Source organism: Paenochrobactrum glaciei (genome assembly GCF_039522165.1).
Taxonomy (GTDB): domain Bacteria; phylum Pseudomonadota; class Alphaproteobacteria; order Rhizobiales; family Rhizobiaceae; genus Paenochrobactrum; species Paenochrobactrum glaciei.
Window position 1 is genome coordinate 308,092 of sequence record NZ_BAAADE010000003.1, and the last position, 25,085, is coordinate 333,176.

Genomic DNA, 25,085 nt, shown 5'->3' on the forward strand with positions numbered 1-25,085 from the left:
TTTTAATTACCAATTCTGATTGTTGTACCAGCTATCTATCTCATTCTTGACGCGGTCTTTTTCAATGCCGTAGCGTTCTTGAATTTTACCTTCGAGCTGTTCCCGGCGGCCTTGAATTTGATCGAGGTCATCGTCTGTGAGCTTTCCCCATTGCTCTTTAACTTTGCCTTTAACCTGTTTCCAATTACCTTCGATACGGTTCCAATCCATTGATCTTCTCCTTTGCTTTATGAGGGTATTAAACCAACGCGGCAGCTTCAAAATGGTTCATAGTATTTTGAAGAAAAATCATAACTCTATATAAAATAAAGATATTTTTGTTTATGTAACTTGTTGTGAATAAAAATTCAGGAACAATTTTCAAAGCTCATGTGTTTACCAAATATCACTGAAATGCAGTGACAAACACAGGAGCTGATCATGAATTATAAAACTATGACGCTCGTAGCTGCTTGCATTTGTATCCCAACATTAGGGCAGGCACAGACGACACCAACCACAGATAAGCCAGCAGTTGTTATGCCGGATCAAGCCAATCCGTCAGCACCCGTTAAAGGTGAAAATAGCTTCACTCAAGATCAGGCGAAAAGCCGGATGGAAGAAGCGGGGTTTACCAATGTGATGGGGCTCACCCTCGATGATGAAGGTGTGTGGCATGCGGCCGGTGAAAAAAATGGAACGCCAGTGATGATCAAGATGGATTATCAGGGCAACATCACTTCAGGTTAATACAACGGGAGATTATTATGAAAACGCTTAATCAGTTATTCGATAATTACGACGCTGCAAAGAGTGTAGTTATTCAACTTGAAGCAGCGGGTATACCATACAAAGATATTAGTATTGTTTCGCACCATGCCGAAAACCGAAGCGAAGCCGGAGAAGGTGCAGGTGTCGGTGCCGGAGTGGGCGCTGCACTTGGTGCAGGTGGAGGATTGCTTGCTGGTCTTGGCATGATTGCAATTCCTGGAGTTGGCCCTGTCGTTGCGGCCGGATGGCTATCTGCCACCCTTGCAGGCGCTGTTGGCGGAGCCGTAGCTGGTGGTGCAGCAGGGGGATTGATCGGCGCACTTATTGACAGCGGTGTGCCTGATGACGAGGCTCATGTTTATGCTGAGGGTGTTCGTCGTGGCGGTGCTATAGTATCAGTGAAAGTTGACGATGAAAAAGCACCGGTTGCTCGACGTATTCTAGCAGATGCTGGTGGTGTTGATGTGAATGCGCGGCGCCAATATTATCGTGAGCAAGGATGGGAGCGTTTTGATCATACGTCCGCTCCATATACGCCTGAAGACGTAGAGCTTGAAAGACAGAAGCTTCTGAATATGCGCTGACAGAGCGTTCCTGCTGATGATTGAAGTCATCGAAAAATTGAAGTGGCTTGAGAAAAGAGATGCGCCATGATGCATATTTCTCAGCCACTCCTCGCTTTTGAACGTAAATATTCAAAAACAGGAGGATGCAATGAAAAAAGTTCCTGCAGAGGATGCGCGACAGGGGCGCAAGGGTGTCTCTGTGTTGGTTGTTTTGCTGTGCAGCCTGTTATTGGCAGTTCTTGTTTGGGTGGGTGTGGAAGCTTACGGACGCATTACATCGGAGAGTAATCATTCATTTGCCAATGATGACAAAGTACCGGATGTCAGCGTGCCTGTTCAGGAGCCCGCTTCGGCTCAGTAATTATTAAACTTTAGGTCAGATGCTTGACGGATCGTGGTCATAGCCTTACTCATGGACAGACCAAGGGGTGTCCCGTCAAGGGGCTGAGATATTGCTATTATCAAAAGCGCAGTGACCCTTCGAACCTGATCCGGATCATGCCGGCGAAGGGATGGGAACAAAAGCCTGCCTTTTGCCGGCCTCTTTGCGAGGCCGTTTATGAATAAAAACTTGTCGGTCTTGCAGCCAACCTTGAAAAGGCAGCATTATGACTGAACGCTTTACTGAAATCTTAAAAAACAGCAGCCAGCCGCTCTGGTCACAAGCGGTTGATCATCGTTTTGTGCAGGAATTGCATGCAGGCACAATCAGCGATGAAGTGATGGCAGCCTATTTGATACAGGACCATCGGTTCTTGGATAGTTTCCTCACATTGCTGGGTGCAGCGATTGCAACGGCTGATACTTTCGAAGCGCGTTTACGTTTCGGCCAATTTGCGGGCATGGTTTCAAGTGATGAAAACACTTATTTCTTACGTGCTTTTGAAGCGCTTGGTGTGAGTGCTGACATGAGAGCTGCTATTCCTGATAGTCAGCCAACTAAAGGTTTTCAGGCAATTATGCGCGAAGCTGCCGAGACCCGTTCTTATGCCGCTATTTTGTCCGTTCTCAATGTAGCAGAATGGCTTTATCTGGAGTGGGCGTCAGATCGTGATAAGGCTCTGCCGGATAATTTTGTGCATGCTGAATGGATTACCTTGCATGATAATCCATTTTTTTGCGATTTTGTTGCGTTCTTACGCGGTGAACTTGATCGCGTTGGTCCGACAGAGGTGGAGTGCAGTAAAGACTTTTTCACGCGCGCTGTTCAGCTTGAACTGGCATTTTTTGATGCAGCTTATCAAGAATACGCATAATTAATAAAGGTCAGGTCAGGCGGTGATGAATATCGTCTGGCCTGATCTTTAACCAGCAGGCAGTGCTTTTTCGGCTTTTAAAGTTGTGAGATATGAGGCGCGGCGCCAGAATTTTTCTGCTTGCTGATTGCGGAAATTATGTGTTCGGTAAATACGGATTTCCACTAAAAGATCATCTTCGGTCGTGCCAGCACGAACCAGTAACCCACGGCTCAGTTCGTCATTGACCAGGCTTTGTGGAACCCATGTGACGCCATGACCGGAAATAGCCATTGCTTTAAGTGCGCTGGACATTCCGTTTTCATAGACAGAATGAAGATTATATTGCCGTTTCTCAATTAAATGCTGCAATGCAAGGGAGAAAAATGCATTGCTGCGATAGCTTAAAAAATGTGTCGGTAGATAGCTCTTGGTGAGGCTGTGCATAGGGCTGCCGTCGCGATTAGGCGCACTGACTGCAATAACGCGCTCCATGCCAACCGACAAAAATGGAAATTTTTTCAAGTCTTCCATTTGCTTTACATCATCAAGAGCATAGGTCAGGAAAAAGTCGCATTGGCCATGTACCAATGTTGACATATTTCCTAAAAATGAGGCGTGTGGATCAGTAAAACGCACACGAAATTCATCGCCAACAGCTTCCATGTCAGCCATCCAAAGCGGGAAGAAACTTAAAGATAAGCTGTTTAACGTTGCGAAAGAGAGCACTTCCCAGACGGGATTATACTGCTCATAAAGCCATTTTCTGGAGTTATATAAAAGATCAATGGCATCATGGGCAGAGGGCAAAAAACTTGCACCTGCCGCTGTCAGCTTAATCGGATTGCTGCTACGGTCAATCAAAGGCATGCCGACCCAGTTTTCAAGCTGACGGATGCGGCGGCTGAGCGCAGATTGCGTGATGTTCCGTTCCTGAGCAGCGCGAGAAAAGCTGGAATATTGTGCAAGTGAAACAAAATCTTTCAGCCACTTCAGTTCCATGTACACTCACTTTAATTTTAGTCACAGTTTCTGTTTTTAGTTTAGTTCTTTGTTGATAACCGGACAATTGTAAATTGCATCTCCCTTAGCGAAAGAAGGGATGGGCTTATGCAAATTTAGAATATACGATTATTCTTAAATTCCGATTTGTGGGCAATTTTTCAGATATAAGATTTTAGCGCGCGCTAATGGTTTGTTTTATTTTTTAGTGATAACTAATTAAGGTCGTGCGCATTGAAAGCTTTGCATTATAAGGCTTTTTACGTTTTTCTGGTGCATATTGCGTGTCGGTAATATTTATAAAAAGGAAGGCGTTTCGTTGCATTTTCCCCCAGAAAACTTGCTGTATGATCTTATTTTTAATGCACTGCATTGGTGCAATCCATAGTTGTTTAACCGTTGATTTGTGAGCAAAATAAATTGGAATAATCTATCATACTATTCCAATTCAGAATAACTAGTCTGATTTTGCATTGGTATTGTCCTTGTTTTCTTGGCACTAAAATGGACGCTCGTTGCTCTAGGTGGAGGCATTAGAGCTGCGGCTGTAAAAAGTTTTATGCGGCAGATCTGTTTTTAACGGATTGGTTTTGGGGGACATAATGGCATTAACGCATGCAGAATTTCGTCTGGCGGTTGGTGACGGGCATGAATTGGCTGTCTATACTTATGGCAACCCGCAAGGTATTCCAGCGGTGTTTCTGCATGGTGGTCCGGGCGCTGGTGCATCTGCCCGTTCGGTCGAGAGCTTTGATCCTGATACTTATTATGTCGTCACATTTGACCAGCGCGGCTGTGGTCAGTCCACACCTTTTGCCGAACTTGAAAATAACAATACGCAAAAACTGATTGGCGATATTGAAGCCATTCGCGCGCATTTAAATATTGATCGCTGGGTTGTGACCGGCGGTTCCTGGGGCTCGTGCTTGTCATTGGCTTATGGGATTGCGCATCCTGAAAGATGTCTGGGCTTTCGCATTCACGGTATTTTTCTTGCCGGTGATGAAGATGTGGCGTGGTGGTTTCATGGTTCCCGCGCAATTTTCCCAGACTTTTGGCAGGAATTTGCGGAATTTTTACCTGAAGAAGAACGCGGTGATCTGTTGAGCGCTTATTATAAGCGTTTGACATCTGGTGATGAAAGCCAAGAAATGGCGGCCGCGCAAGCTTTGCGCGGATTTTCAGCCCGCACCCAGACCTTTGAGCCAAGCTCTGATCATGTGGCAAAACTGCTTAATCCGCAGGCTGCTTTGGCGGTGTCAAAAATTTTCACGCATTATTCGATCAATCGTGCCTTTCTGCCGGCAAATTATCTGACCGATAATATCGATAAGATCCGCCATATACCGGCGGAAATTGTACAGGCGCGTTACGACACGGTGACGCCGATGATGACGGCGTGGAAACTGAAACAAGCATGGCCGGAAGCCAATTTCACGATTGTTACATTGGCTAATCATCAGGCCACTGTCGGGCCGATGATGGAGGCGCTGACAAAGGCGACTGAACGTCTGGCGGTAAATATCGCGTGAATTGCGCAATGGCCGCTATAGCGGCTTAAACCGCAATAGAGAATTTTTATAAAACGGGTAGGATAGTTATGGGTAGCGGCGATAAATCAATTTCGATGATTGATTACATTGATATTTGTAAGGCGGTCAAACCAGCATTTTCCACGGATGGTGCATGGCTGGTTTATTTGAGTGATCAAAGCGGAATGATGCAGGTGTGGATGCAGCCGGCGGCAGGTGGGGAGCCACGCCAGTTGACCAATATGCCTGAGCCTGTCGGTGCAATGGCTTTTAACCCGAAAAGCAATGACCTGCTGATCACGACAGACTGGGGTGGCGATGAACGTCACCAGTTGTGGCTGATTAAAGACCTGCAAGGTGAACCGCAGCCGCTGACAACAGATACAACTGTGGTGCATGCATGGGGCTGCTGGTCACCGGAAGGCACGCATATCGCTTATGCTGCAAACTATCGCAACAAATCCGACATGGATTTATATGTGATGGACGTGGCTTCTGCCCAAGCGACTTGTGTTTATGAAGGCATTGGCTGGCGCACGCCTGCTGCCTTTACCCGTGATGGCAAAGCGCTGATGGTCAATGATTGCATCCGTGCAATGACGGATCAGGATTTCTGCCTGCTTAATCTTGAAACCAAAGCTTATACAAAGACATTACCGCATCAGGGACGCGCACGTTATCAGGCAATCCGTTCGCTGAAAGATGATAGCGGCTTGCTGATGATCAGCGATCAGGAGCGGGAATATCTTTCTGTAATGTTCAAACCTGCAAATAAGGATGTGCTTACACAAGTGGCAGCTTTTGACGCTCAGGATGTAGAAGCACTGGTGCTTTCAGCTGAGCAGGATAAGTTTGCACTCGTTCTTAACCGTCAGGGCTGGAACGATATCGTGCTGGTCAACCGTCAGGGTGAAGTGCTGAAGCGCTATGAAATGCCGGTTGCCGGTGTTGTGGCTTCGCTCATCTGGTCGAAAGACGGCCAATATCTGGTTATGCCGATTGAAGGTGCCGCACATTCTTCAGACATCTGGAGCTGCGATGTTGAGACCGGTGTTTTCACACGCCTGACCGATGCGCCAAAAGCTAAGAAAACCTTGCCTGTATTTCTGGAGCCGACGGTTACCAGTGTTGCAAGCTTTGATGGTCTGGACATTCCTTATTTTGTCTATCACCCGCAGGTGCCGGCGGGTGAGAATGGCTATCCGGTGATGATCATCATTCATGGTGGCCCTGAAGCACAATGGAAGCCGGATTTCCGCGCTGACATTCAATATATGCTGGCGCAGGGCATTATGGTGGTTGCGCCGAATATTCGTGGCAGCACCGGTTATGGCCGTGCTTATCAGCACCTTGATGACCGTGAATTGCGTCTTGATAGTGTGGCTGATTTGAAAGCTGTGCGCATGGCTGTAGGTGGTCGCGCTGATGTGGATGAAAGCCGTATCGGTGTTTTTGGTCGCTCTTATGGCGGTTATATGGTGCTGGCAGCGCTCACTGAATATCCGGATTTGTGGAAGCTCGGGGTTGAATATTACGGTATTGCCAATTTCCTTACATTGCTGACAACCACAGGCCCTTGGCGCAAACAATTGCGCGCTATCGAATATGGCGATGTGGAAACCATGCGTGATGATCTGGAGCGTTTCTCGCCGATCAACAAGATGGATCAGGTGCAGGCGCCATTGATGATTGTTCACGGGCTTGAAGATCCGCGCGTTACCCCTTGTGAGGGCGAGCAGGTTTATTCATGCCTGCGCGGTCTTGGCAAGCCGGTTGAAATCTTGCGTGTTCCGCATGAAGGCCACGGCTTTGCCCGCGTTGAAAACCGTCGTTTGGTTTTTGGCGAGCTGGCACGTTTCCTGAGTGAAAATCTCTAAAATCTTAATATCTGGAATTATTACTGGGAGTGAGCACCGTGAAGAATGGTGAAATAATCTGGGATCATGTGGACGCTAAAAAGGCTGAGTTTGAAGCTCTGAGCGACCGCGTTTGGGGGATGCCGGAAATCGCATATACGGAATATAAGTCTTGCGCTGAACATACAGCAATGCTGAAAGAGCAGGGCTTCCGCATTACCGAAAATGTTGGCGGTATTCCAACTGCTGTAATGGGTGAAGCTGGTGAAGGCGGCCCTGTTATTGCAATTTTGGGTGAATATGATGCGCTGCCGGGCTTAAGTCAGGAAGCAGGCATTGCTGAACCACGCCCGATGGCAGGCAGCACCAATGGCCACGGCTGCGGCCACAACCTGCTGGGTTCTGCTGCGATGCTGGCTGCAACAGCTGTTAAAGACTGGCTGGAAGCAACCGGTAAAAAAGGCCGTGTCCGTTATTATGGTTGTCCGGCCGAAGAAGGTGGCGCTGCCAAATCCTTTATGGGGCGTGCGGGTGCATTTGACGATGTTGATATTGCCATTTGCTGGCATCCGGCATCTTTCACGCAAGTCGATGACGCACAGTCTTTGGCAAACACCCGTATGGATTTTGAATTTACCGGTCGCGCGTCCCATGCGGCAGCAGCACCGCATCTTGGCCGTTCCGCACTTGATGCGGTGGAACTGATGAGTGTTGGCTGCAATTATTTGCGCGAGCATGTGCCGGCAGATTGCCGCTTGCATTATGCTTATCTGGATGCCGGTGGCATCGCGCCAAACGTGGTTCAGGCGAAAGCAAAAGTGCGCTATGCCATCCGTGCAACGGATCTGGCTGGTATGTTCGCATTGAATGAACGCGTCAAAAAAGTAGCGCAGGGCGCTGCGATGATGACCGACACTACCGTCGATATTTCCATCATGAGTGCGGTTTCCAATCTTCTTGGCAACACACCTTTGGAAATTGCTATGCAGTCCAATATGGATCGTCTGGGCGGCGTGCCTTTTGATGATGCTGACCGTGCATTCGCGCGTGAAATTCAGGCAACTCTCTCCCAGGAAGATATCGAAACCGATTACCTGCGCGTTGGTCAGGAGTTTGACGCCAATTCACCACTTTGCGATTACGTGTTGCCGCGTGAGCAAAAAGGCGTGCCGATGATTGGTTCAACCGATCTGGGCGATGTCAGCTGGATTGTGCCAACCGTTCAGGCACGCGTTGCAACCCATGCGATCGGCTCACCGGGTCACTCTTGGCAGATTACTGCGCAGGGCAAAATGCCTGCCGCGCATAAGGGCATGGTCTATGCCGCCAAAGTGATGGCTGGCACAGCTATTGACGTCATGGAAGACGAAAAAATCATGGCGGAAGCAAAAGCAGACCATAAGGCACGCACTGCGAAAATGCCTTACACCTGCCCAATTCCGCCGGAAGTCAATCCGCCTTTGCAGCCACGTCCTGCTGAGTAACGGGCCGAATAAACGGCAGACTTCACACGCCATATCCGGTTTCGTCCAACATGCGGCTTGGGCGAAACCGCTCAATCTAAACCAAAAAATAAAGTGGGAGACATCATGACCTTAACAATGAAATCAATTCTTGGTCGCAGCAGTGCAATTGCTATTGCTGCCGGTTTGGCCGGTGCAGGCTTTGGCGCAACTTTTGCGGCTGAAGCAGCCTCGCCACCGAATACTTTGGTGATGGCGTGGAATATTGACGCGATCAGCACCTTTGATCCGGCGCAGATCGGTGAAGCAGCGACCAACGAAATTATTCAGAATATTTGCGATCCCTTGGTGGATATTGATCCGGCAGATGAAAGCAAAGTCGTGCCTAATCTTGCTAAAAGCTGGGATGTGTCGGAAGACGGCAAGCAGATCACGTTCCATATGCGCGATGATCTGAAATTTGAGAATGGCGACAAAGCCACTGCCAAAGATATGGCCTGGTCATTGCAGCGCGTCGTCAAACTTGGTTTTGGTAACGCAGCAACATTGAATGAATATGGCTTTGTGAAAGAAACCATTGACGACACTATTTCAGCGCCTGATGATAATACATTGGTGATGAAGCTGGATAAGCCATATCCGGTTAATCTCGTTCTTTCGGCTATTGCAGCCAATCGTGTTGCTTCGCTGTTGAACCAAAAAGTGCTGATGGAACAGCAGGTTGATGGCGATATGGGCAATAAATATCTGACCACCCGCTCGGAGTGTGTCGGCCCATACAAACTTGTACGCTGGAACCCTGCCGAAGTTGTGATTATGCAGGCTTCCACTAACTATTGGGGTGATGCGCCGAAGTTGCAACAAGTGTTGATCCGCCATGTTTCCGAAGCTGGTACGCAGCGTTTGTTACTTGAAAAAGGCGACATTGATGTTGCCCGTGACCTGACCCCGGAAGATTTGGACGATCTTGAAGCGCAGGACAAAATCAATGTGTCCCGCATTCTGAATCCGTCGATTTTCTATTGGAACCTGAATAACGGCGATCCGATTTTTGCCAATGAAAAAGTGCGTCTCGCGATGCGCTACCTGATTGATTATCAGGGCTTTGCGGATACGATTATTAAGAACCGTGGTGTACCGCGTGCATCCTTTGCCCAGCTGGGTGCTTTCGGTGCGCTTGATGCAGAAGAAGGTCAGCCGTTTAAACTGGATGTTGAAAAAGCCAAGGAATTGCTGGTTGAAGCCGGTTATCCGAATGGTTTTGAAACAACCATGCTGATTACCAATCAGCCATATGCAGCACCGATTGCCCAGTCTATTCAGGATGCAGCAAGCAAAATTGGTGTTAAAATCAAGATTGAACGCATGGCTTCTTCGCAGCTTTTCAGCCGCGTGCGCGGCCGTGAATTCCAGACAAGCCTGCTGGCATGGAAAACCACTGTTCCTGACGCACACGGCAATGCTTCACGCCAGATTTACAATCCGGACAATCGTCTTGAAGCCAAGCAGTCAATGTATCCAAGCTGGCGCGCTTCTTATTTTGATGCGGCTGTAAATGCTAAAGTGGATGAAGCATTGCTGGAACGTGATGAAGAAAAGCGTAAAGAGCTTTATCATGCACTGCAAAAGGAAATGCTGGAAAAAGGCCCACACGCCTATATTTTCCAAAGCCTGACCACTGCGAGCCTTAACAAGGCAATGAAAGATTGGAAGTGGAACGGCTTCCGCGCCTATTACAACTTGGCTGAAAAATAAGTGTTAAAAAGCTTTCCTGCCGGTGTTTAACCGGCAGGAAAGCATGTTTTTTCAGCTCTGCTTGTGACAAGCACTTGCCCTCGCTTGTATAAATTCTTGCTCTTATTTTTTAGGAATAACTGCCGATGACGACGCATGAAATCATTGAGGACGGGGAGGTTGAACGAGAACTTAGCCCTGTGCTTCAGTTTCTCGCCGCCGCCGCGCGTCTTATCATTTCTGTAGCGATTACGCTCTTGGGATTGGTTACGCTCACCTTCTTTATCAGCCGGCTTTTGCCGCTTGATCCGATCATTGCCATGCTGGGAGATAATATCTCTCAGGAAACTTATGATATGATGTATCGTAAGCTTGGCCTCGATCAGCCTTTGATCGTGCAATATGGGATGTATATCAAAAATGCTCTGATGTTCGATTTCGGACAGGCGCTGACATCCGGCCGCCCTGTGCTGGAAGATATTGCCCGCGTATTTCCGGCAACCATTGAACTGGCAACCGTTGCAATTGTTATTGGTACGGCTTTTGGTATTCCGCTCGGTGTGTATTCCGCTATGTATCGCAACTCACCGCTCGATCATGGCGTTCGTATTGTCAGCCTGTTTGGTTATTCAACCCCGAATTTCTGGCTGGGCTTGATGGCGCTGATTATTTTTTATGCCAAACTGGATTGGATTGGTGGGCCGGGACGCATTGATTTCATTTATGAATATGCGTTTGAGAGCAAAACCGGCTTCATGTTGCTGGATACGGCGATGCAAGGCCAGTGGGAAGCATTCCGCAATGCTTTCAGTCACATCATTATGCCGGCTTTGATTTTGGCTTTTGGTTCGATGGCTTATATCAGCCGTATGACCCGCGGCTTCATGATTGAGCAGCTCAATCAGGAATATATCATTACCGCCCGCGTGAAAGGTCTTTCATGGTCGCGCACAGTATGGGGACATGCTTTCCGCAATGTTGCCGTGCAGGTGGTAACAATTGTTGCGCTTTCTTACGCCTTTTTGCTGGAAGGTGCTGTGTTGACCGAAACGATTTTCGCATGGCCTGGCTTTGGCCGCTATCTCACCAATGCTTTGATGGCGGGTGATATGAATGCGGTTGTTGGTTGTACGCTGCTGATTGGTATTCTCTTTGTAGCCATCAACCTGATCAGCGATCTTCTCTATCGCGTCTTCGATCCGCGCACCAGATAAGGAAATATGACAATGAGTAATCATTCCGCTTCTGAACCGTTGCGCAAACAATCGGCATTTCGCGCATGGCTGACTGCTCCTGTTGCTGCCACCGCTTTGCAGTCCCGTGTGCAGCAATCCTATCGCTCTTGGCTCAAATTTCGCATGAATACCTCGGCGATGTTTGGCATGATGATTGTGTTCGCTTTGGTGTTGATCGCAATTTTTGCGCCTTACATTGCGCCATATGATATTTATAGCAGTGATCTGGCTAATCGTTTGCAACCGCCATCATTCCAGCATTATTTTGGCACGGATGAAATTGGTCGTGATATTTATAGCCGCCTGATTTATGGCTCCCGTATCACACTCTATATTGTAACACTGACTGCCATTATTGCTGGTCCTATTGGATTGGTTGTTGGTACAACTGCTGGCTATATGGGCGGCTGGGTTGATACAGCTTTGATGCGTATCGTCGACATTTTTCTGGCCTTCCCAAGTCTGGTATTGGCGCTTGCCTTTGCCGCAGCCCTTGGACCCGGTCTTGAAAACGCTGTGATTGCGATTTCGCTTGCCTCATGGCCGCCGATTGCGCGTCTGGCGCGAGCTGAAACCCTGACCATTCGCTCATCCGACTACGTGGCGGCGATTAAATTGCAGGGTGCATCAACCATGCGCATCATTTTGCGCCATGTGGTGCCGATGTGTATTCCGTCTGTGGTGATCCGTATCACCTTGAATATGGCTTCCATTATTCTGACCGCTGCAGGTCTGGGCTTTCTCGGCCTTGGTGCGCAGCCGCCAAGCCCGGAATGGGGTGCGATGCTTTCAAGTGGCCGTGAATTCATGATGACATCATGGTGGCTGGCGGCTGTTCCAGGTTGCGCCATCTTGCTCTCAAGCCTTGCCTTCAATCTGTTTGGCGATGGATTGCGTGATGTTCTTGACCCGCGGAATGGATAATAAAATGACCAAGCCTTTACTTGAAGTTGAAGATCTGTGGGTGTCTTTTCCGGGTGTTGATCGGGACTTTGATGTCGTGCGCGGCATTAGTTTTTCGATCGGACGCGAAAAAGTCGGTATTGTTGGTGAATCCGGCTCAGGCAAGTCGATGACCGGCCGCTCGGTGCTCAAACTCACCCCGAAAGCTGCAAAAATCCGTGCCAAAACCATGCGTTTTGGCGATACGGATTTGCTCAATGCGTCTGAAAAAGACATGCGGAAGGTTCGCGGCAACAAGATTTCGATGATCTTGCAGGATCCGAAATATTCGCTCAATCCATTGATCCGCATCGGCGATCAGATCATGGAAGCCTATCGCCTGCATCATAAGGTCAACAAGGCGGAAGCGCGCCAGCGTACACTGAATATGCTGGAAGCCGTACATATTCGTGATGCTGAACGTGTCATGCAATTATTCCCGCATGAAATTTCCGGTGGCATGGGGCAGCGCGTGATGATCGCGATGATGCTGATCCCTGAGCCGGACATGATTATTGCAGATGAGCCAACCTCAGCGCTGGACGTAACTGTTCGCCGTCAGGTTCTGACCGTTTTGGACGAACTGGTCAGCCGTTCCGGCACCGGTTTGATGTTCATCAGCCATGATCTCAATCTGGTTGCGGATTTCTGTGACCGAGTGCTGGTGATGTATGCTGGCCGCATAATGGAAGACTTGCCGGCTAAAGAACTGCACAAAGCGCAGCATCCTTATACGCAAGCGCTTCTTGCCAGTTTGCCGCGCCTTAATCAGCCGGTTGATATGCTGGAAGTGCCGCAGCGTGACCCAAGCTGGCTGACCGAACCAACAATGACTGGAGCAAATGAATGACAGATATGACACAAGCTCCGCTCGTTGATGTGCGCAATCTTTCTATCAGCTTTGGTAAAGGCAGCAAGCGCGCCCGCGTTGTCAAGCAGGTCAACTTCCACATCGAACGTGGTGAAGCCTATGGTTTAATCGGTGAATCCGGTTGCGGTAAATCGACGATCCTGCGTGCGCTTGCAGGGCTTATTCCGCATTATCAGGGCGATTTTGTCTTTGATAATGTAAAGCTCGACCAGCAGCGCGACAAAGCTTTTTTCCGCCGTGTGCAGATGGTGTTTCAAGACCCATATGCTTCACTGCATCCGCGCAAACAAGTGCATAAAGTGCTGGCGGAAAGTCTTGCCATTCACAATATGGATCGCAAGGAAGAGCGCATTCTGGATGTGCTGAAAGCAGTGGGTCTGGGCCCGAGCTTTCTCTATCGTTACCCGCATGAGTTATCGGGCGGTCAGCGTCAGCGCGTGGCTATTGCGCGTGCTTTGATTATTGAACCGGAAGTTTTGCTGCTGGATGAGCCAACCTCTGCACTGGACGTGTCTGTGCAGGCAGAAATTCTCAACCTGCTGAAGGTACTTCGCCGCGACAGAAACCTCACCTATCTGATGGTGAGCCATGATCTGGCGGTGGTCGCGCATATTTGCGAGCGCGTTGGCGTTATGCATAAAGGCATTATTCTGGAGGAATTGACGGCGGATGATCTGCGCCAGTCCCGTGCCAATGCTGAATATACGCAAAGCTTTCTGCAAGCGAGTATTGAAGCCGTTGAGCGCCGTGAGCAAGCTTGACGCAACTTTACCAATAGCCCGCATTTAAAAAATGGCCTGCATGATTTTATCATGCAGGCCATTTTGTTTTATGATGTTAAATCTATTTAACGGTACATAGTGCTTGAGGATCAAGCGCAGTAATAATGCCGCGAAGTTCGGCTAAGCCACGCATACGGCCGATCACTGGATAGCCAGGTGTTACTTTTTTATCTAAGTCATCCAACATGCGATGGCCGTGGTCGGAGCGAAAAATGATTTTATCGCCTTTGTCACGCTTGCGGTCTTCTTCAACAAGCACGCGTAACAGGGCAACCATATCCACATCGCCTTCGAGATGTGCAGCTTCATAGAAGCTGCGACCATCGCCAAGCCGTGTTGTTGCGCGCAAATGTGAAAAATAAATGCGCGAAGCAAAGCGTTTGGCCATAGCTGGTAAGTCATTATCCGCATTGACACCAAGGCTGCCTGAGCAAAAGCACATACCATTGGCTTGTGATGGTACGGCATCGAAAATTGCCGCATAGTCGGTTTCATTCGATGCAATACGTGGCAAGCCGAAGAGTGAACGTGGCGGATCATCTGGATGCAATGTCAGACGAACGCCGAGCTTTTCAGCAATCGGTGTTACTTCTTCCAAGAACTCGATCAGGTTCTGACGGAGCTTGTCTGCATCAATATGGGTGTAGGTTTCGAGTTTTTCACGGAATGCCGGAATTGTAAGCGGCTCTGTTGTAGAGCCGGGCAATGCACTGGCAATATTGGCAATCAGTTGGTTAATGTCATTGTCGCTCATCGCCTCGAAGGTAGAGCGTGCGGCAATACGATCTGCTTCTGAATAGTCCTTCTCGGCGCCTTTACGTTGCAAAATATGCAAATCAAACGCGGCAAACCGATCCTGATCGAAATACATTGCTGTCGCGCCGGTGGAGACTTCATAATCAAGATCGGTGCGGCACCAATCCACTACCGGCATGAAATTATAGCAGATGACCTTAATGTCATTTTCAGCTAATGCTTCCATCGAAGCGATCCATGCTGCAATATCCTGACTTGCTGCACGTCCCTCACGCTTGATTTTATCCGAAATCGGAATGCTTTCAACAACCGACCAGATAAGAGGTGTACGGCCGGAAGGGGTGTTCTCAATCAGGTTTTTGCGTGTACGCACCTGATCGGATGTCCAGGCTTGACCAATCGGCACTTCATGCAAAGCTGACACAATGTCAGTTGCCCCAGCTTGCCGCACTGCATCTAATGGTATGCCTCCATTGGGGCCAAACCATCTCCATCCCTGACGCATGTCAAATTCCTCACTTCATTCTTTAATTCGGTCTAAGACGAATTTGGCTTTAGTTAATACGGATGCCGGTTGAGGCATCAAAAAGATGCACATTTCCAGTTGCATAGTTTAAATGTACCGTGTCACCGATGCGTGCATTCAGGCGTTGGTGCAATTGCACTTCAATCTTTTGAGTGCCGATCATGCCTTGAATAAACGTGTCAGATCCTGTCGGTTCCAGATTGGTAATGGTGACCGGAATGCCCTGAGCTTCATCTGTTAGTGTCAGATGTTCCGGGCGAATGCCGAAAGTAACATCGCTGCTGCCTGCCAGCGCGGTGGCTGCACCAAGAGGCAGGTTTATACCATCAGATGTTTGGACTGACTTTTGATCTGCTGACACTTTACCTTTGATGAAATTCATCGACGGAGAGCCAATGAAGCTGGCCACAAAAACATTGGCCGGATGATCATAAAGCTCAAGCGGTGAGCCCACCTGTTCAATCAATCCGTCTTTCATGACAACGATTTTATCGGCCATTGTCATGGCTTCAATCTGATCGTGGGTGACGTAAACGGTTGTTGTTTTCAGGCGTGCATGTAGTTCTTTGAGCTCGGCACGCATTTGCACGCGCAGCTTTGCATCCAGATTGGAAAGCGGCTCGTCAAAGAGGAAAACCTGCGGATTGCGCACTACTGCACGTCCCATTGCCACACGTTGGCGTTGGCCACCGGAAAGCTGTTTTGGATAGCGGTCAAGATAATCAGAAAGGCCGAGCATCCGTGCAGCTTCTGCAACGCGCGACTGAATTTCAGCCGCTGGCTTTTTAGCTAAACGCAGTGAGAAGCCCATATTTTCGGCAATGGTCATATGCGGATAAAGCGCATAATTTTGAAACACCATCGCAATGTCACGATGTTTTGGTTCTACATCATTGACCACTCGGCCACCGATGCGGATTTCACCGCCGGTGATGTCTTCAAGCCCTGCAATCATGCGCAGCAATGTGGATTTGCCGCAGCCCGACGGCCCAACCAGTACGACAAAAGAACCATCAGACACATCAACTGAAACGCCCTTGATGGTTTCAAGCTGACCATAGGCCTTGGTGACGTTTGAAATTTCAACAGAAGCCATATCTCTTAAACCTTATGCGTTGCAGATAATGAAGATTTATTGCTCAATCTGTCTGCCACCTGAAGGGCAGCAAGCAGACTGAGACCGGTATGGTAGCCCGGATCAAGATCCGGTGTGGCAGGTACAAAATCTATTTGGCCATCCTGCGTCATGGTTTGACGGGCTAATGGCGGCGTGCCGAGCCAGTAATTTTTGAAGAAGGCTTGATCGGCCGTTTTCCAGACATCAAGAACTTCATTGCTGCGGTTGCGTTCATAAAGCAGCGCTGCCGCGCGGATTGTTTCTGGCAGTGACCACCACGGGCAGGTTTTATTGGTGGCTTGGGTTGTGGCAACCGAAACTGACAAAGCAATACCCGGATTGATAAAGCCTGTTTTGAATGAAGCGAGCAGAATTTTTTCTAAGTTTTTAATCAGTGATGGGTCTGCATCCTCGCCTAAATAATCAAGCGCGAAACCAACAAATTCGATGCCATGACCGACATTGCATTCATCACCTTGAGGTACATTGCGAAGCAAACCTGTTTTTACATCGAAATGCCGGTCGATAATATGACTGATAAAACGTTCGGCATAGGCTGTGTGATTATGCAGACCAACACGATTGAAAAGGGCCGCTGCACCAAGCAATATCATGCGGGGGCCGATATCATCCGGTTGCTTTGCAATCGCCACTTCTGACAAGGGTTGGCGTTCGTCGATTTGAAAACGTCCGTCTTCAATCGCCTGAATGACATTTTCCAGATAAGCGACATGGTTTTTATCAGGCGTGCCGTGATAACGATTGCTTGCAACCATCAACCCTTTTGACACGAAGGAGTCAGAATAGGTGTAGATGTTGTTGGCCGGATTTTGGTGGGCAAGCTTGTAGTTTTGATCCGGATAAACCGGATTATGGTTTGGATCATAACAAAAATAAGCATGGCCATCTTTGGCAATAAGCTTTTCCAAAAGCGGAGAAAGCGCCTTGCCAGCGGTATCAAGTTTTGTAGCGAGTGGCGGTAATTCCAGATCAAAGAAATTGGCATGGGTGGCGAGTGCTTCCAGCCCGCGACCTTGTATCCAGCCATAGGTATAATCGGGGCCGCGCATGCCGTCAGCATTACCATAATCTTGCAAGGTAAGGCTGTTATGCTTGGTGTTCAGAAATCCACCTTGTAACTGCGCGCGCGACAGCATCCAGTAGAATGTGCCGCTATTAACAGCTAAATATTGGCTGCGGGCTGCATCGAGAAAATTCATCACCTACTCCTTCATGCCAGTGCTGGCGATGCCTTGCACAAAGTTGCGGCGCAGCAGAACAAAGAGAAGAACAGACGGAATAAGCACGGTGGCCGAAGCAGCACTAAGGCGACCCAAATCAACGGTGAAACCGGTTTGGAATAGCGCAAGCCCGACTTCAATTGTGTAGCTCTCACGCGTTGTTGCAACAATCATCGGCCATGCGAAAGATGTCCATGCCTGGAAAAAAGCCAGCACTGCAAGCGCAGCCAATGCACCGCGTAAGAGCGGCAGAACAATGCGCAGGAAAATCCAAAACTCACTGGCGCCATCAATGCGTGCTGCTTCCAGTAATTCATCCGGAATGGAGTGAATGACATTTTGACGGATAAGAAAAATACCAAAACTCATGACCATATAGCCGAATAATAATCCCCAGACGGAGTTCAAGAAGCCTAAGCTTTTGACCTGAAAATAGAGCGGGATCATATAGACTTCAAAAGGCACAACAGCCGTTGCCAAGAAGAGCGCGAAGATGATGCTCATGCTGCGGTAGCGGAATTTGCCGAGCACATAACCGGCAATCGCGGATGTGGCGACAATGCAGATGGTGGAAAGACATGCAAACAGAATGCTGTTCATGATCCAGCGCAAAAGCGGTGTGTCGCTCAAAACCGATTTGAAATTTTCAAGAGTTGGATCCGCCGGAATAATGGTTGGCGGCCAGGCTAGCATTTCTTGCGGTGTTTTGAATGCATTTGCTACCAGAAACATCAGGGGCAATAGCATGGAGATGGAGATCACAAAGAGCAGCACATCAATGGATAAATTGATATTGCGCTTTTTGCGCCGCAAGCGGTGCCCGTATTGATGGTGGTCAGCTGTTTGTGTGGTTTGAACTTGGGTCATTATCGGCCCTTTTCACGTAACAGAGTAAACTGGATCAGGGTGAGCACCAATACAATGGCAAGCAGTACGACAGCTTCAGACGCAGCATAACCGATACGGTAATTGCGGAAGCTGTTTTCCAGCATGTCAAGCACCAGCACGCGAACCTGTCGACCGGGCGCGCCTTGAGAGTCCGAGGCGAGCACAAAGGCTTGCGCATAAACGTTAAAGCCGGAGACAAGCGTTACAACGGACACGTAAAGGGTAATCGGCTTGAGCATTGGCACAGATAAATGCCAGAAAGATTGCCGCGCTGTGGCGCCATCAAGTTTGGCTGCTTCATAAAGCGAAACGGGAAGGCTTTTAAAGCCGACCAGATAGATTAAAACCGCATACCCAAGTGCCTGCCAAGAGCACAGAACAATCATACAAATAACCGATAAAACCGGATCAAAAAGCCATGGTTGCGGGCTGATACCGAAGATCGACAAAAAGGCGTTTAAAGGGCCAAGACGCGCATCAAATATCCATTTCCATGCCATCGCTGCGGGAACAAGCGAGACGATATAGGGAATGAAAATCGCGGTTTCAAAAAAGGCCGAAAAGCGCGATGTGCTGCGATGATGGATCAAACCGGCAATTATCATTGCGGTTGGAATGGTGATAATCAACACGCCGAAAGCGATGATACTGGTATTTACCAGTGCATCGAGAAAGAGCTGATCGCTCATTAATTCGCGAAAATTATCGAGGCCGATGAAGGGTTTTTTCTTCGATAGAAGATCCCATTTATGCAGGCTGAGCCGCAATGTGTCGACGATGGGATAAATCCGCATCCATGAGAAAATGGCAAGCGTCGGGAGGATTGCCAGGATTGCAAAAATCCATCGTTTACGGGTCAGCATGGCTCTTCCCTTAGAAAATGGGCCTTAGAAAACAGACCTTGGAAAAGTGGCATTGGAAAAACGGGTCGGGCAATGCTGCCCGACCAGAAAGACTGATGTTGAAATGCTTATTTGCCAAGCAGGTCTTCACGATCGAGAATTTTCTCAACCTCTTCGCTGGCAGTTTTCAAGAAAGCATCAATCGCTGCATCATCATTGACCAGATTGGCATTGCCAAAAGCATTGGTTAACTGTGCTGCAAAGCGGGTGAGAATTTCTTCAACCGGACCAATGGATGGCAAAGTGAAGAATTCATAGCCTTCAGGATAATCAACAAAAGCTGCGAAAGCCGGTTGGCTGTTGGTGACCGATGAATAATCAACGCCGGAACGGTTTGGCAGCCAGCCAACATTTTTGAGCATCCAGACAAGATTTTCGGGAGTATTGGCAGCTTTGGCAAATTCCCAGCCAATATTGACCTTGTCACCTTCACCCGCAACATAAAGATTGTTTGGCAGGCCGATGGAACCGCGCGGCAGCGGGGCAGTGGCATATTTCAGATCAGGTGCCTTGGAAGCAATATCACTGATAACCCATGACTCACGGATGAACATGGCTGTTTCACCGCGCTCAAATGCTTCCGCATCAGCAGGCATTTCCGGTGTGACTGTTTTCAGCGTGTAAACATTTTCCAGATATTGCTTGAGCGCCTTACGGCCAGCTTCATTGGCAAAATCAGTAACCCATTTGCCGTCATCGGTTTGCTTGACGATGTTGCCGCCAAACTGGAACAGATTGATCCAGAATTTTTCTGCAATACCCTGACCGCCACCGGTGAGACGCAGGCTCCAGCCGGAAACGGTTGGTTTGCCGGACGCATCACGCTTGGTGAGCTTTTCAGCGAACTCGGAATATTCCTCCATGGTTTTGGGCGCACCATCAAGACCGGCTGCTGCAAACATTTCGGTATTATAGAAAAGTGAACCCTGACCACGGAACAATGGCACGCCGTAAACGGTGCCATCCATGCTGGCAGTTTGGCTGAAGAACGAGCCAAAGTTAGCCGGATCTTTCACAAAAGATGCAACTTCATCGGGCGCTGCCGGCAGCAGTTCATTTTCAATATAACGGCTGGCGGTGGAGCCGGAAAGTTCAATAACCGTTGTGTCGGATGTGCCCGATGACAAACCAAGAGCGACGCGTTTTTCATGCTCACGCAATGCAATCGCTTCTACTTTGACCTGCAAATCAGGAAATTTTTCCTTCATGCCTTCAGCAACATGCTGATAGAAAGGCGCCATTTCCGGATAGCCGCTCCAAACAGTCAGTGTTTCGGCAGAAACGCCGGAAAGGCCAGCGAGAAGCCCTGCGCTGAGCACAGCGCCAAAGATGGTTTTTTTATTGGCTGTTGTCTGAGTGACAAATTGTTTTGACCAGATTTTATTAATTATTGTCATTACTTCCTCCCTCATTTTAATGTAAAATTTCTCATGCAACCGGTTGCGTGTCAAGTTAACAAAGCAGATCTGCACGATTTTGGTTGTTTATTTTGTTATTCTTTCGTTGTTTTTTGTGCGAGAAGGATGATGCTATTTGTGAGCAATTCTGCACATCCGGGGGCAAAAGTTGCGCTTTGTCCATAATAGCGATGGGCTTCATCTACTTCGTAACCGCCATGGATGTATTCATCCTCCGGTGGAATATATCCCGGATTATCATCGGAAAACCCGGCAACCAGCAAAAATTCGTAAGTTTGCAAGGCTTGGCGTATGTTAAGGCCGCTCTGAGCAAAAATTTCACCGGGTAAAGCGGCAATGCCAATTCCAGCCCAGTTCAAAAAGCTAATTCGTGCATTAAGCGGCTTTAGTGGTTCAAGGGTTTTGCACTTTGCCCAATCACACCAATAGTGAAGTAGGGCACGCCGTGCCGGTTCGGCAGTTTTTGCCTCATTCTGCCAAAGCGTGAAAAGTTCTTGTGGCGTTTGTTTTTCACGCCGTTCAAAGGTTAGTTCAATTGTCATATTTTGTGCGCTGACCGCGCCGTGTAACTGTTGTTCAGGTGCCGTCATGGCCGCATTGACAATCTTTTGACCGATGCGCTCGGCATTTTCATAAGTGCGATCCGGTGTGGCTGTTAGGCTTACCGAAGCGTGGGCGTTATGGCCGGTATTCACATCACCAATCGCACCGGTGACAAATAAAGCGACTGCATCCGGATAGTGCTCTTCCAGTTTTTCACGCACATAAAAAGGATAGTCAGCTGTCCAGAGAAGGTTGTCTGCACCTAAAACAACTGGGTGGCAGGCATAATTGATGATAAGCGCCAGCATTTTCCCAGAGCTATCGCGGATGCGGATAAGTGGCAAGGCAGTGTCAACCGGCCCGTCTTTATGGCGGCGATTACGCCCGACATCAGGATCGGAGCCGTGCGCTGCTGTGATAGTTACGGGTTGCAAATTGCTTGCTGCCTGATTGATCGCAGTGACACAAGCATCTTCTAACCGTTCCAGCCATGCGGCATCGGCTTGAATACTTAAACGGTCGGCCATAGACACTGGCCCGCCATGATTGTGCAATGCGCTGATAACAATATTATCTGCGGCTAAGCAGCAGCGTTGACGAATCCGAGCACTCATATCTGCACTGATGCCGATAACGTCGGCAACGACAAGAGCGGTATCGTTGAGCACAACAGCACGCACACTGAGGCGGTCATGCGCACCTTCGGCCGGTTTTGTGCGAGCGGCAAAACCGGACATGGCAACGCCACATGTCGGAGTGATGTCGATAACAGCAACGCCCGCAGATATATTTACTGGTGAGGTGCTGCTGCTCATCATATAACCCGCTTTCCGGCAACCCAGACGGCCTGAATATCAAGCTGTTTCATCTGCGGCTCATAAATGAAGCTGATCAGGTCAGCGCGTTCGCCAATCTGCAATTTACCGCGGCCATTGATGAAATGACCCGGATTACTGGTCGCCAATTGCAGCGCTTCAGACAAAGACAAGTTCGCCATTTGCATGGCAATTGGCACATTGGCTGCGAGCGGCAGACCAGCGCCTGCAAGATAAGGCGTATCTGCAACGCCGATGCGACCGTTTTCAGAAACTTCAACCGTGCCGCCGATTGCCTGTTCATAGCGTCCGGCTGGCATACCAGCCAGAGCCACACTGTCTGAGACCAGAAAAGAACGCTCAAATCCGCGCGCACGCAGCATGGCTTTAAATGTATCCGGTGATAAATGCCAGCCATCAGCGATGAAGCCTGCCGATAGCTTATCATTGGCAAGTTGCGCCCAGATTAGATTGGGATGGCGTGGCATAGTTGCTGCAACACCATTGCCAAGGTGAGTGGACATGGACGCACCAACTTCAACGGCTTGATGAATATCATCCGGCGAGGCGGCACTATGACCAATGGAAACGGTTATATTTTGTACAGTTAAAGCGCGGATATAATCAATGGCGCCAGTTTGCTCCGGTGCGATTGTTACTAAAGTCACTAAATTGCCGCTGGCTTTCTGCCACTCATCAAATTCGTCTAATGAGGGGGCGCGGACATGTTGCAACGGATGCGCACCGCGTGGGCCCTCAAGCGGTGAAATCGATGGGCCTTCGACATGTACACCGGCAATCATTTGCTCCGCCAGCCAATCCGTGCGGCGCGCTTCAGCAATGGACTGTAACGCGGAAATGATCGAGCTTTTTGATGCGGTGATGAGCGTTGGTAACCAGCTGGTGACGCCCAGCTCACATAGCTTGCGGCATAAAGCACTGACTGTTTCAGGCGTGAGTTCGCCTGAATTCAGATCAAGGCCGGCATAACCGTTAATTTGCAGGTCGATAAGTCCTGCTGAAATATAGGGGAGGGGCGTTGTTTTCTCACCTGAAAGTGAAAGCTTGGCAGCATCATCTTTTTCGATCGAAACAATGCGACCATCCTGTATGGAAATTTTGCGACCGTGTTGGGTGGCAGGATCAATGCCATACAGGATGCCTGTCATTACAGTGCTTTCACTCGATGCTGGAAATTAGCAATAAAACGACCATTGGCTTCATCACCACCTGGTGCATTGCCACTACGCCAGACAGGCGGCTCGACATTATCTTCAACCAGTTTTGCCACAGTGCGCATCACCAGACAGTTAAGCGTGAAAGCATTGGCAAAAGTTGAAATAGCTGCGATCTTTTCGCTCATGCCTGGCATGGTCACAACAGCATCGCCAATCGGCACTTTCGTATCAATGGCAATGTCAACGAGATCATGCAAATTATGCTTGGTCGGATGGCGAGCCGGATGGTCCGGGCTGGTGTTTTCAGCATGCTCGCGAGAGCTGACGCCGATAACAAATGCGCCACGTTTTTTGGCCTCAAGGGCTGCGTCAATCAAAGCTGCATTAATGCCGTAAGCATTAACAAGAATAAGCAGGTCTGTGCTATCAAGCTTCTGATCGGTAATAACAATTTTGCCATAACCGGGCAGACGTTCAATAGCCATGGAGCGCAGAGCGCCATTGGACAATAAGGTGCCTTCATCCAAAATGGCGCTGATATGCATCAGACCACCGGCGCGAAAGAAAACCTCTTGCGCGGCAAGATTGGAATGGCCGCCGGGCCCAAAAATATGGATCAGCCGGTCTGCCTTGATCTGTTCTGCCAGTTTGGCGGCGGCTTTATCCAGCGCAGATGTTTCTTCGCTTAAAATGCGCTTCATAAGCGCATGGGTTTTGTCCAGATAATCAGCGCATAACTGGTCAGCATTGATGGAATGAGTTTCAGGCATCCGGATCAGAATCCTTATCTAGATACAATGTGCAGGACGGATGATTGCGTAAAATACTGGCCGGACATGCTGTGGTGATTTCGCCATAAAGCGTATCACGCACTGCATTTTGCTTAAATGCACCAGGGACGACGCAAAATAACTGTTCGCCACCCATCAGGCATGGAATGGTGAGTGTAATGGCTTGTTCCGGCACATCATTGAAAGTGGCAAAACATTTATCATCAACCTGTTGTTGACGGCAGACATCATCCAGCACAACAATTTTGACCGTTTCAGGATCATCAAACAGCGCAACCGGCGGATCATTAAAGGCGATATGGCCATTAACACCGATGCCAAGGCAGATAAAATCAATCGGCGCTTCTTCCAGCAATGCTGCATAACGCTTTGCCGCTGCGGACGCATCATTGCCCGGCATAATGCGATGCACTTGCCCAAAGGGAAGCTGATCAAAAATATGGCGGTTCAGCCAGAGGCCAAAACGTGCCGGATGATCTAGGCTCAAGCCGATATATTCATCCATATGGAAAGCTGTAACGCGGCTCCAGTCAATATCAGGGGCAGCACAAAGCATTTTGAGCATATCTGCCTGACTTGGGGCGGCGGCAAAGATCATACGAACCTGATCTTTGGTTTGAAGGCACGCACGCAGCGCCGCGGCAATATCTTTTGCCGCTGCCTCTCCCATGCAATCGCGGGTTTCAAACGACCGAACCTTTAAGCTACCGTAATGACGGTTGCGCAGAGCTAAGCTCTCACCAATAATTGCTTCCGACAAAAATCTCTCCAGCATTTTAGGTGCGGCACGATCAGGAGCCAGCGATCAGTCTTTTTGGCTTTTGATGCAAATTACGCACGATTATTTATTTTTATATTTGTCATGAAGATTCCATGCAACCGGTTGCATGTCAATAACATAAATTGCACATTGGCGCATAATCACGCATGCTATAGGCGTTT

Annotated in this window: 24 protein-coding genes and 1 riboswitch; of the genes, 12 read left to right on the top strand and 12 right to left on the bottom strand. The window is 48.8% G+C overall.

Translation table 11 applies throughout. The annotated features are described in order from the left end of the window. Nucleotides 1–6 precede the first annotated feature (6 nt). Entirely contained in the window at nt 7–210 is a 204-nt protein-coding gene (locus tag ABDZ76_RS10980) for a CsbD family protein (RefSeq protein ID WP_343805346.1), read from the bottom strand. Between the two features lie 210 nt (nt 211–420). On the opposite strand from ABDZ76_RS10980, the gene ABDZ76_RS10985 reads away from it, so the two are divergent. The 4 genes from ABDZ76_RS10985 (at nt 421) to ABDZ76_RS11000 (ending at nt 2,572) form a co-directional block, all read left to right on the top strand. After that, nucleotides 421–729, top strand: a complete 309-nt coding sequence (locus tag ABDZ76_RS10985) for a PepSY domain-containing protein (protein ID WP_343805348.1) — start codon at nt 421–423, stop codon at nt 727–729. Nucleotides 730–746: 17 nt separating this feature from the next. Continuing rightward, nucleotides 747–1,334 carry a hypothetical protein gene (locus ABDZ76_RS10990; protein ID WP_343805350.1) on the top strand — a complete coding sequence of 196 codons (588 nt, stop codon included), beginning with the start codon at nt 747–749 and terminating at the stop codon, nt 1,332–1,334. 130 nt (nt 1,335–1,464) lie between these two features. Next, nucleotides 1,465–1,677 (top strand): hypothetical protein, encoded by a 213-nt coding sequence (locus ABDZ76_RS10995; RefSeq protein WP_343805352.1) that lies wholly within the window; start codon nt 1,465–1,467, stop codon nt 1,675–1,677. A gap of 53 nt (nt 1,678–1,730) precedes the next feature. Next, nucleotides 1,731–1,846, top strand: a riboswitch (TPP riboswitch). A gap of 78 nt (nt 1,847–1,924) precedes the next feature. Continuing rightward, on the top strand, nt 1,925–2,572 hold the full coding sequence (locus ABDZ76_RS11000) for a TenA family protein (RefSeq protein ID WP_343805354.1): 648 nt from the start codon (nt 1,925–1,927) through the stop codon (nt 2,570–2,572). 48 nt (nt 2,573–2,620) lie between these two features. Here ABDZ76_RS11000 and ABDZ76_RS11005 read toward each other — a convergent pair whose 3' ends face one another. Further along, nucleotides 2,621–3,553: a LysR family transcriptional regulator gene (locus tag ABDZ76_RS11005; protein ID WP_343805356.1), complete on the bottom strand. Its 933-nt coding sequence runs from the start codon at nt 3,551–3,553 to the stop codon at nt 2,621–2,623. Nucleotides 3,554–4,155: 602 nt separating this feature from the next. Here ABDZ76_RS11005 and pip point away from each other — a divergent pair. The 8 genes from pip to ABDZ76_RS11045 all read left to right on the top strand — a co-directional run bounded on the left by pip (nt 4,156) and on the right by ABDZ76_RS11045 (nt 13,947). Beyond that, entirely contained in the window at nt 4,156–5,085 is a 930-nt protein-coding gene (pip, locus tag ABDZ76_RS11010) for a prolyl aminopeptidase (RefSeq protein ID WP_343805358.1), read from the top strand. 68 nt (nt 5,086–5,153) lie between these two features. Next, the gene (locus ABDZ76_RS11015) at nt 5,154–6,962 is read left to right on the top strand and encodes a S9 family peptidase (RefSeq protein WP_343805360.1); all 1,809 of its coding nucleotides are present in this window, start codon (nt 5,154–5,156) and stop codon (nt 6,960–6,962) included. Between the two features lie 38 nt (nt 6,963–7,000). Further along, on the top strand, nt 7,001–8,425 hold the full coding sequence (locus tag ABDZ76_RS11020; RefSeq protein ID WP_343805362.1) for a M20 family metallopeptidase: 1,425 nt from the start codon (nt 7,001–7,003) through the stop codon (nt 8,423–8,425). Nucleotides 8,426–8,530: 105 nt separating this feature from the next. Next, on the top strand, nt 8,531–10,159 hold the full coding sequence (locus ABDZ76_RS11025) for an ABC transporter substrate-binding protein (RefSeq protein ID WP_343805364.1): 1,629 nt from the start codon (nt 8,531–8,533) through the stop codon (nt 10,157–10,159). A gap of 125 nt (nt 10,160–10,284) precedes the next feature. Next, entirely contained in the window at nt 10,285–11,352 is a 1,068-nt protein-coding gene (locus ABDZ76_RS11030) for an ABC transporter permease (protein WP_343805367.1), read from the top strand. 6 nt (nt 11,353–11,358) lie between these two features. Further along, the gene (nikC, locus tag ABDZ76_RS11035; RefSeq protein ID WP_343805369.1) at nt 11,359–12,297 is read left to right on the top strand and encodes a nickel transporter permease; all 939 of its coding nucleotides are present in this window, start codon (nt 11,359–11,361) and stop codon (nt 12,295–12,297) included. A 4-nt stretch (nt 12,298–12,301) separates the two neighbouring features. Next, nucleotides 12,302–13,165 carry an ABC transporter ATP-binding protein gene (locus ABDZ76_RS11040; protein WP_343805372.1) on the top strand — a complete coding sequence of 288 codons (864 nt, stop codon included), beginning with the start codon at nt 12,302–12,304 and terminating at the stop codon, nt 13,163–13,165. A 5-nt stretch (nt 13,166–13,170) separates the two neighbouring features. Continuing rightward, complete coding sequence (locus tag ABDZ76_RS11045) at nt 13,171–13,947, top strand: ABC transporter ATP-binding protein (protein WP_343805582.1); 777 nt, start codon at nt 13,171–13,173, stop codon at nt 13,945–13,947. An 82-nt stretch (nt 13,948–14,029) separates the two neighbouring features. Here ABDZ76_RS11045 and uxuA read toward each other — a convergent pair whose 3' ends face one another. From uxuA to ABDZ76_RS11095, 10 genes are all read right to left on the bottom strand, one after another. Then, the gene (gene uxuA / locus ABDZ76_RS11050; RefSeq protein WP_343805374.1) at nt 14,030–15,229 is read right to left on the bottom strand and encodes a mannonate dehydratase; all 1,200 of its coding nucleotides are present in this window, start codon (nt 15,227–15,229) and stop codon (nt 14,030–14,032) included. 49 nt (nt 15,230–15,278) lie between these two features. Then, nucleotides 15,279–16,346, bottom strand: coding sequence for an ABC transporter ATP-binding protein (locus ABDZ76_RS11055; protein ID WP_343805376.1), 1,068 nt, complete (start codon nt 16,344–16,346; stop codon nt 15,279–15,281). A gap of 5 nt (nt 16,347–16,351) precedes the next feature. Further along, on the bottom strand, nt 16,352–17,587 hold the full coding sequence (locus ABDZ76_RS11060; protein WP_343805378.1) for an AGE family epimerase/isomerase: 1,236 nt from the start codon (nt 17,585–17,587) through the stop codon (nt 16,352–16,354). 3 nt (nt 17,588–17,590) lie between these two features. Continuing rightward, complete coding sequence (locus tag ABDZ76_RS11065) at nt 17,591–18,475, bottom strand: carbohydrate ABC transporter permease (RefSeq protein WP_343805380.1); 885 nt, start codon at nt 18,473–18,475, stop codon at nt 17,591–17,593. Then, nucleotides 18,475–19,359 carry a carbohydrate ABC transporter permease gene (locus tag ABDZ76_RS11070; protein WP_343805382.1) on the bottom strand — a complete coding sequence of 295 codons (885 nt, stop codon included), beginning with the start codon at nt 19,357–19,359 and terminating at the stop codon, nt 18,475–18,477. The genes ABDZ76_RS11065 and ABDZ76_RS11070 overlap by 1 nt, the downstream gene beginning before the upstream one ends. Before the next feature lie 107 nt (nt 19,360–19,466). Beyond that, nucleotides 19,467–20,795, bottom strand: coding sequence for an ABC transporter substrate-binding protein (locus ABDZ76_RS11075; RefSeq protein ID WP_343805384.1), 1,329 nt, complete (start codon nt 20,793–20,795; stop codon nt 19,467–19,469). A 95-nt stretch (nt 20,796–20,890) separates the two neighbouring features. Further along, on the bottom strand, nt 20,891–22,177 hold the full coding sequence (locus ABDZ76_RS11080; RefSeq protein WP_343805386.1) for a neutral/alkaline non-lysosomal ceramidase N-terminal domain-containing protein: 1,287 nt from the start codon (nt 22,175–22,177) through the stop codon (nt 20,891–20,893). Beyond that, nucleotides 22,174–23,343 carry an N-acetylglucosamine-6-phosphate deacetylase gene (locus tag ABDZ76_RS11085; RefSeq protein ID WP_343805388.1) on the bottom strand — a complete coding sequence of 390 codons (1,170 nt, stop codon included), beginning with the start codon at nt 23,341–23,343 and terminating at the stop codon, nt 22,174–22,176. Before ABDZ76_RS11085 ends, ABDZ76_RS11080 begins: the two co-directional genes overlap by 4 nt. Then, the gene (locus ABDZ76_RS11090) at nt 23,343–24,122 is read right to left on the bottom strand and encodes a sugar isomerase domain-containing protein (protein WP_343805391.1); all 780 of its coding nucleotides are present in this window, start codon (nt 24,120–24,122) and stop codon (nt 23,343–23,345) included. Before ABDZ76_RS11090 ends, ABDZ76_RS11085 begins: the two co-directional genes overlap by 1 nt. Beyond that, on the bottom strand, nt 24,115–24,903 hold the full coding sequence (locus ABDZ76_RS11095; protein WP_343805393.1) for a 6-phosphogluconolactonase: 789 nt from the start codon (nt 24,901–24,903) through the stop codon (nt 24,115–24,117). The genes ABDZ76_RS11090 and ABDZ76_RS11095 overlap by 8 nt, the downstream gene beginning before the upstream one ends. Nucleotides 24,904–25,085 lie beyond the last annotated feature (182 nt).

Excerpts from the sequence above, each read along its gene's own strand:
- ABDZ76_RS10980 (WP_343805346.1), bottom strand. The coding sequence starts at position 210 with ATGGATTGGAACCGTATCGAAGGTAATTGGAAACAGGTTAAAGGCAAA.
- ABDZ76_RS10985 (WP_343805348.1), top strand. The coding sequence starts at position 421 with ATGAATTATAAAACTATGACGCTCGTAGCTGCTTGCATTTGTATCCCA.
- ABDZ76_RS10990 (WP_343805350.1), top strand. The coding sequence starts at position 747 with ATGAAAACGCTTAATCAGTTATTCGATAATTACGACGCTGCAAAGAGT.
- ABDZ76_RS10995 (WP_343805352.1), top strand. The coding sequence starts at position 1,465 with ATGAAAAAAGTTCCTGCAGAGGATGCGCGACAGGGGCGCAAGGGTGTC.
- ABDZ76_RS11000 (WP_343805354.1), top strand. The coding sequence starts at position 1,925 with ATGACTGAACGCTTTACTGAAATCTTAAAAAACAGCAGCCAGCCGCTC.
- ABDZ76_RS11005 (WP_343805356.1), bottom strand. The coding sequence starts at position 3,553 with ATGGAACTGAAGTGGCTGAAAGATTTTGTTTCACTTGCACAATATTCC.
- pip (WP_343805358.1), top strand. The coding sequence starts at position 4,156 with ATGGCATTAACGCATGCAGAATTTCGTCTGGCGGTTGGTGACGGGCAT.
- ABDZ76_RS11015 (WP_343805360.1), top strand. The coding sequence starts at position 5,154 with ATGGGTAGCGGCGATAAATCAATTTCGATGATTGATTACATTGATATT.
- ABDZ76_RS11025 (WP_343805364.1), top strand. The coding sequence starts at position 8,531 with ATGACCTTAACAATGAAATCAATTCTTGGTCGCAGCAGTGCAATTGCT.
- ABDZ76_RS11030 (WP_343805367.1), top strand. The coding sequence starts at position 10,285 with ATGACGACGCATGAAATCATTGAGGACGGGGAGGTTGAACGAGAACTT.
- nikC (WP_343805369.1), top strand. The coding sequence starts at position 11,359 with ATGACAATGAGTAATCATTCCGCTTCTGAACCGTTGCGCAAACAATCG.
- ABDZ76_RS11040 (WP_343805372.1), top strand. The coding sequence starts at position 12,302 with ATGACCAAGCCTTTACTTGAAGTTGAAGATCTGTGGGTGTCTTTTCCG.
- ABDZ76_RS11045 (WP_343805582.1), top strand. The coding sequence starts at position 13,171 with ATGACACAAGCTCCGCTCGTTGATGTGCGCAATCTTTCTATCAGCTTT.
- uxuA (WP_343805374.1), bottom strand. The coding sequence starts at position 15,229 with ATGCGTCAGGGATGGAGATGGTTTGGCCCCAATGGAGGCATACCATTA.
- ABDZ76_RS11055 (WP_343805376.1), bottom strand. The coding sequence starts at position 16,346 with ATGGCTTCTGTTGAAATTTCAAACGTCACCAAGGCCTATGGTCAGCTT.
- ABDZ76_RS11060 (WP_343805378.1), bottom strand. The coding sequence starts at position 17,587 with ATGAATTTTCTCGATGCAGCCCGCAGCCAATATTTAGCTGTTAATAGC.
- ABDZ76_RS11065 (WP_343805380.1), bottom strand. The coding sequence starts at position 18,475 with ATGACCCAAGTTCAAACCACACAAACAGCTGACCACCATCAATACGGG.
- ABDZ76_RS11070 (WP_343805382.1), bottom strand. The coding sequence starts at position 19,359 with ATGCTGACCCGTAAACGATGGATTTTTGCAATCCTGGCAATCCTCCCG.
- ABDZ76_RS11075 (WP_343805384.1), bottom strand. The coding sequence starts at position 20,795 with ATGACAATAATTAATAAAATCTGGTCAAAACAATTTGTCACTCAGACA.
- ABDZ76_RS11080 (WP_343805386.1), bottom strand. The coding sequence starts at position 22,177 with ATGATGAGCAGCAGCACCTCACCAGTAAATATATCTGCGGGCGTTGCT.
- ABDZ76_RS11085 (WP_343805388.1), bottom strand. The coding sequence starts at position 23,343 with ATGACAGGCATCCTGTATGGCATTGATCCTGCCACCCAACACGGTCGC.
- ABDZ76_RS11090 (WP_343805391.1), bottom strand. The coding sequence starts at position 24,122 with ATGCCTGAAACTCATTCCATCAATGCTGACCAGTTATGCGCTGATTAT.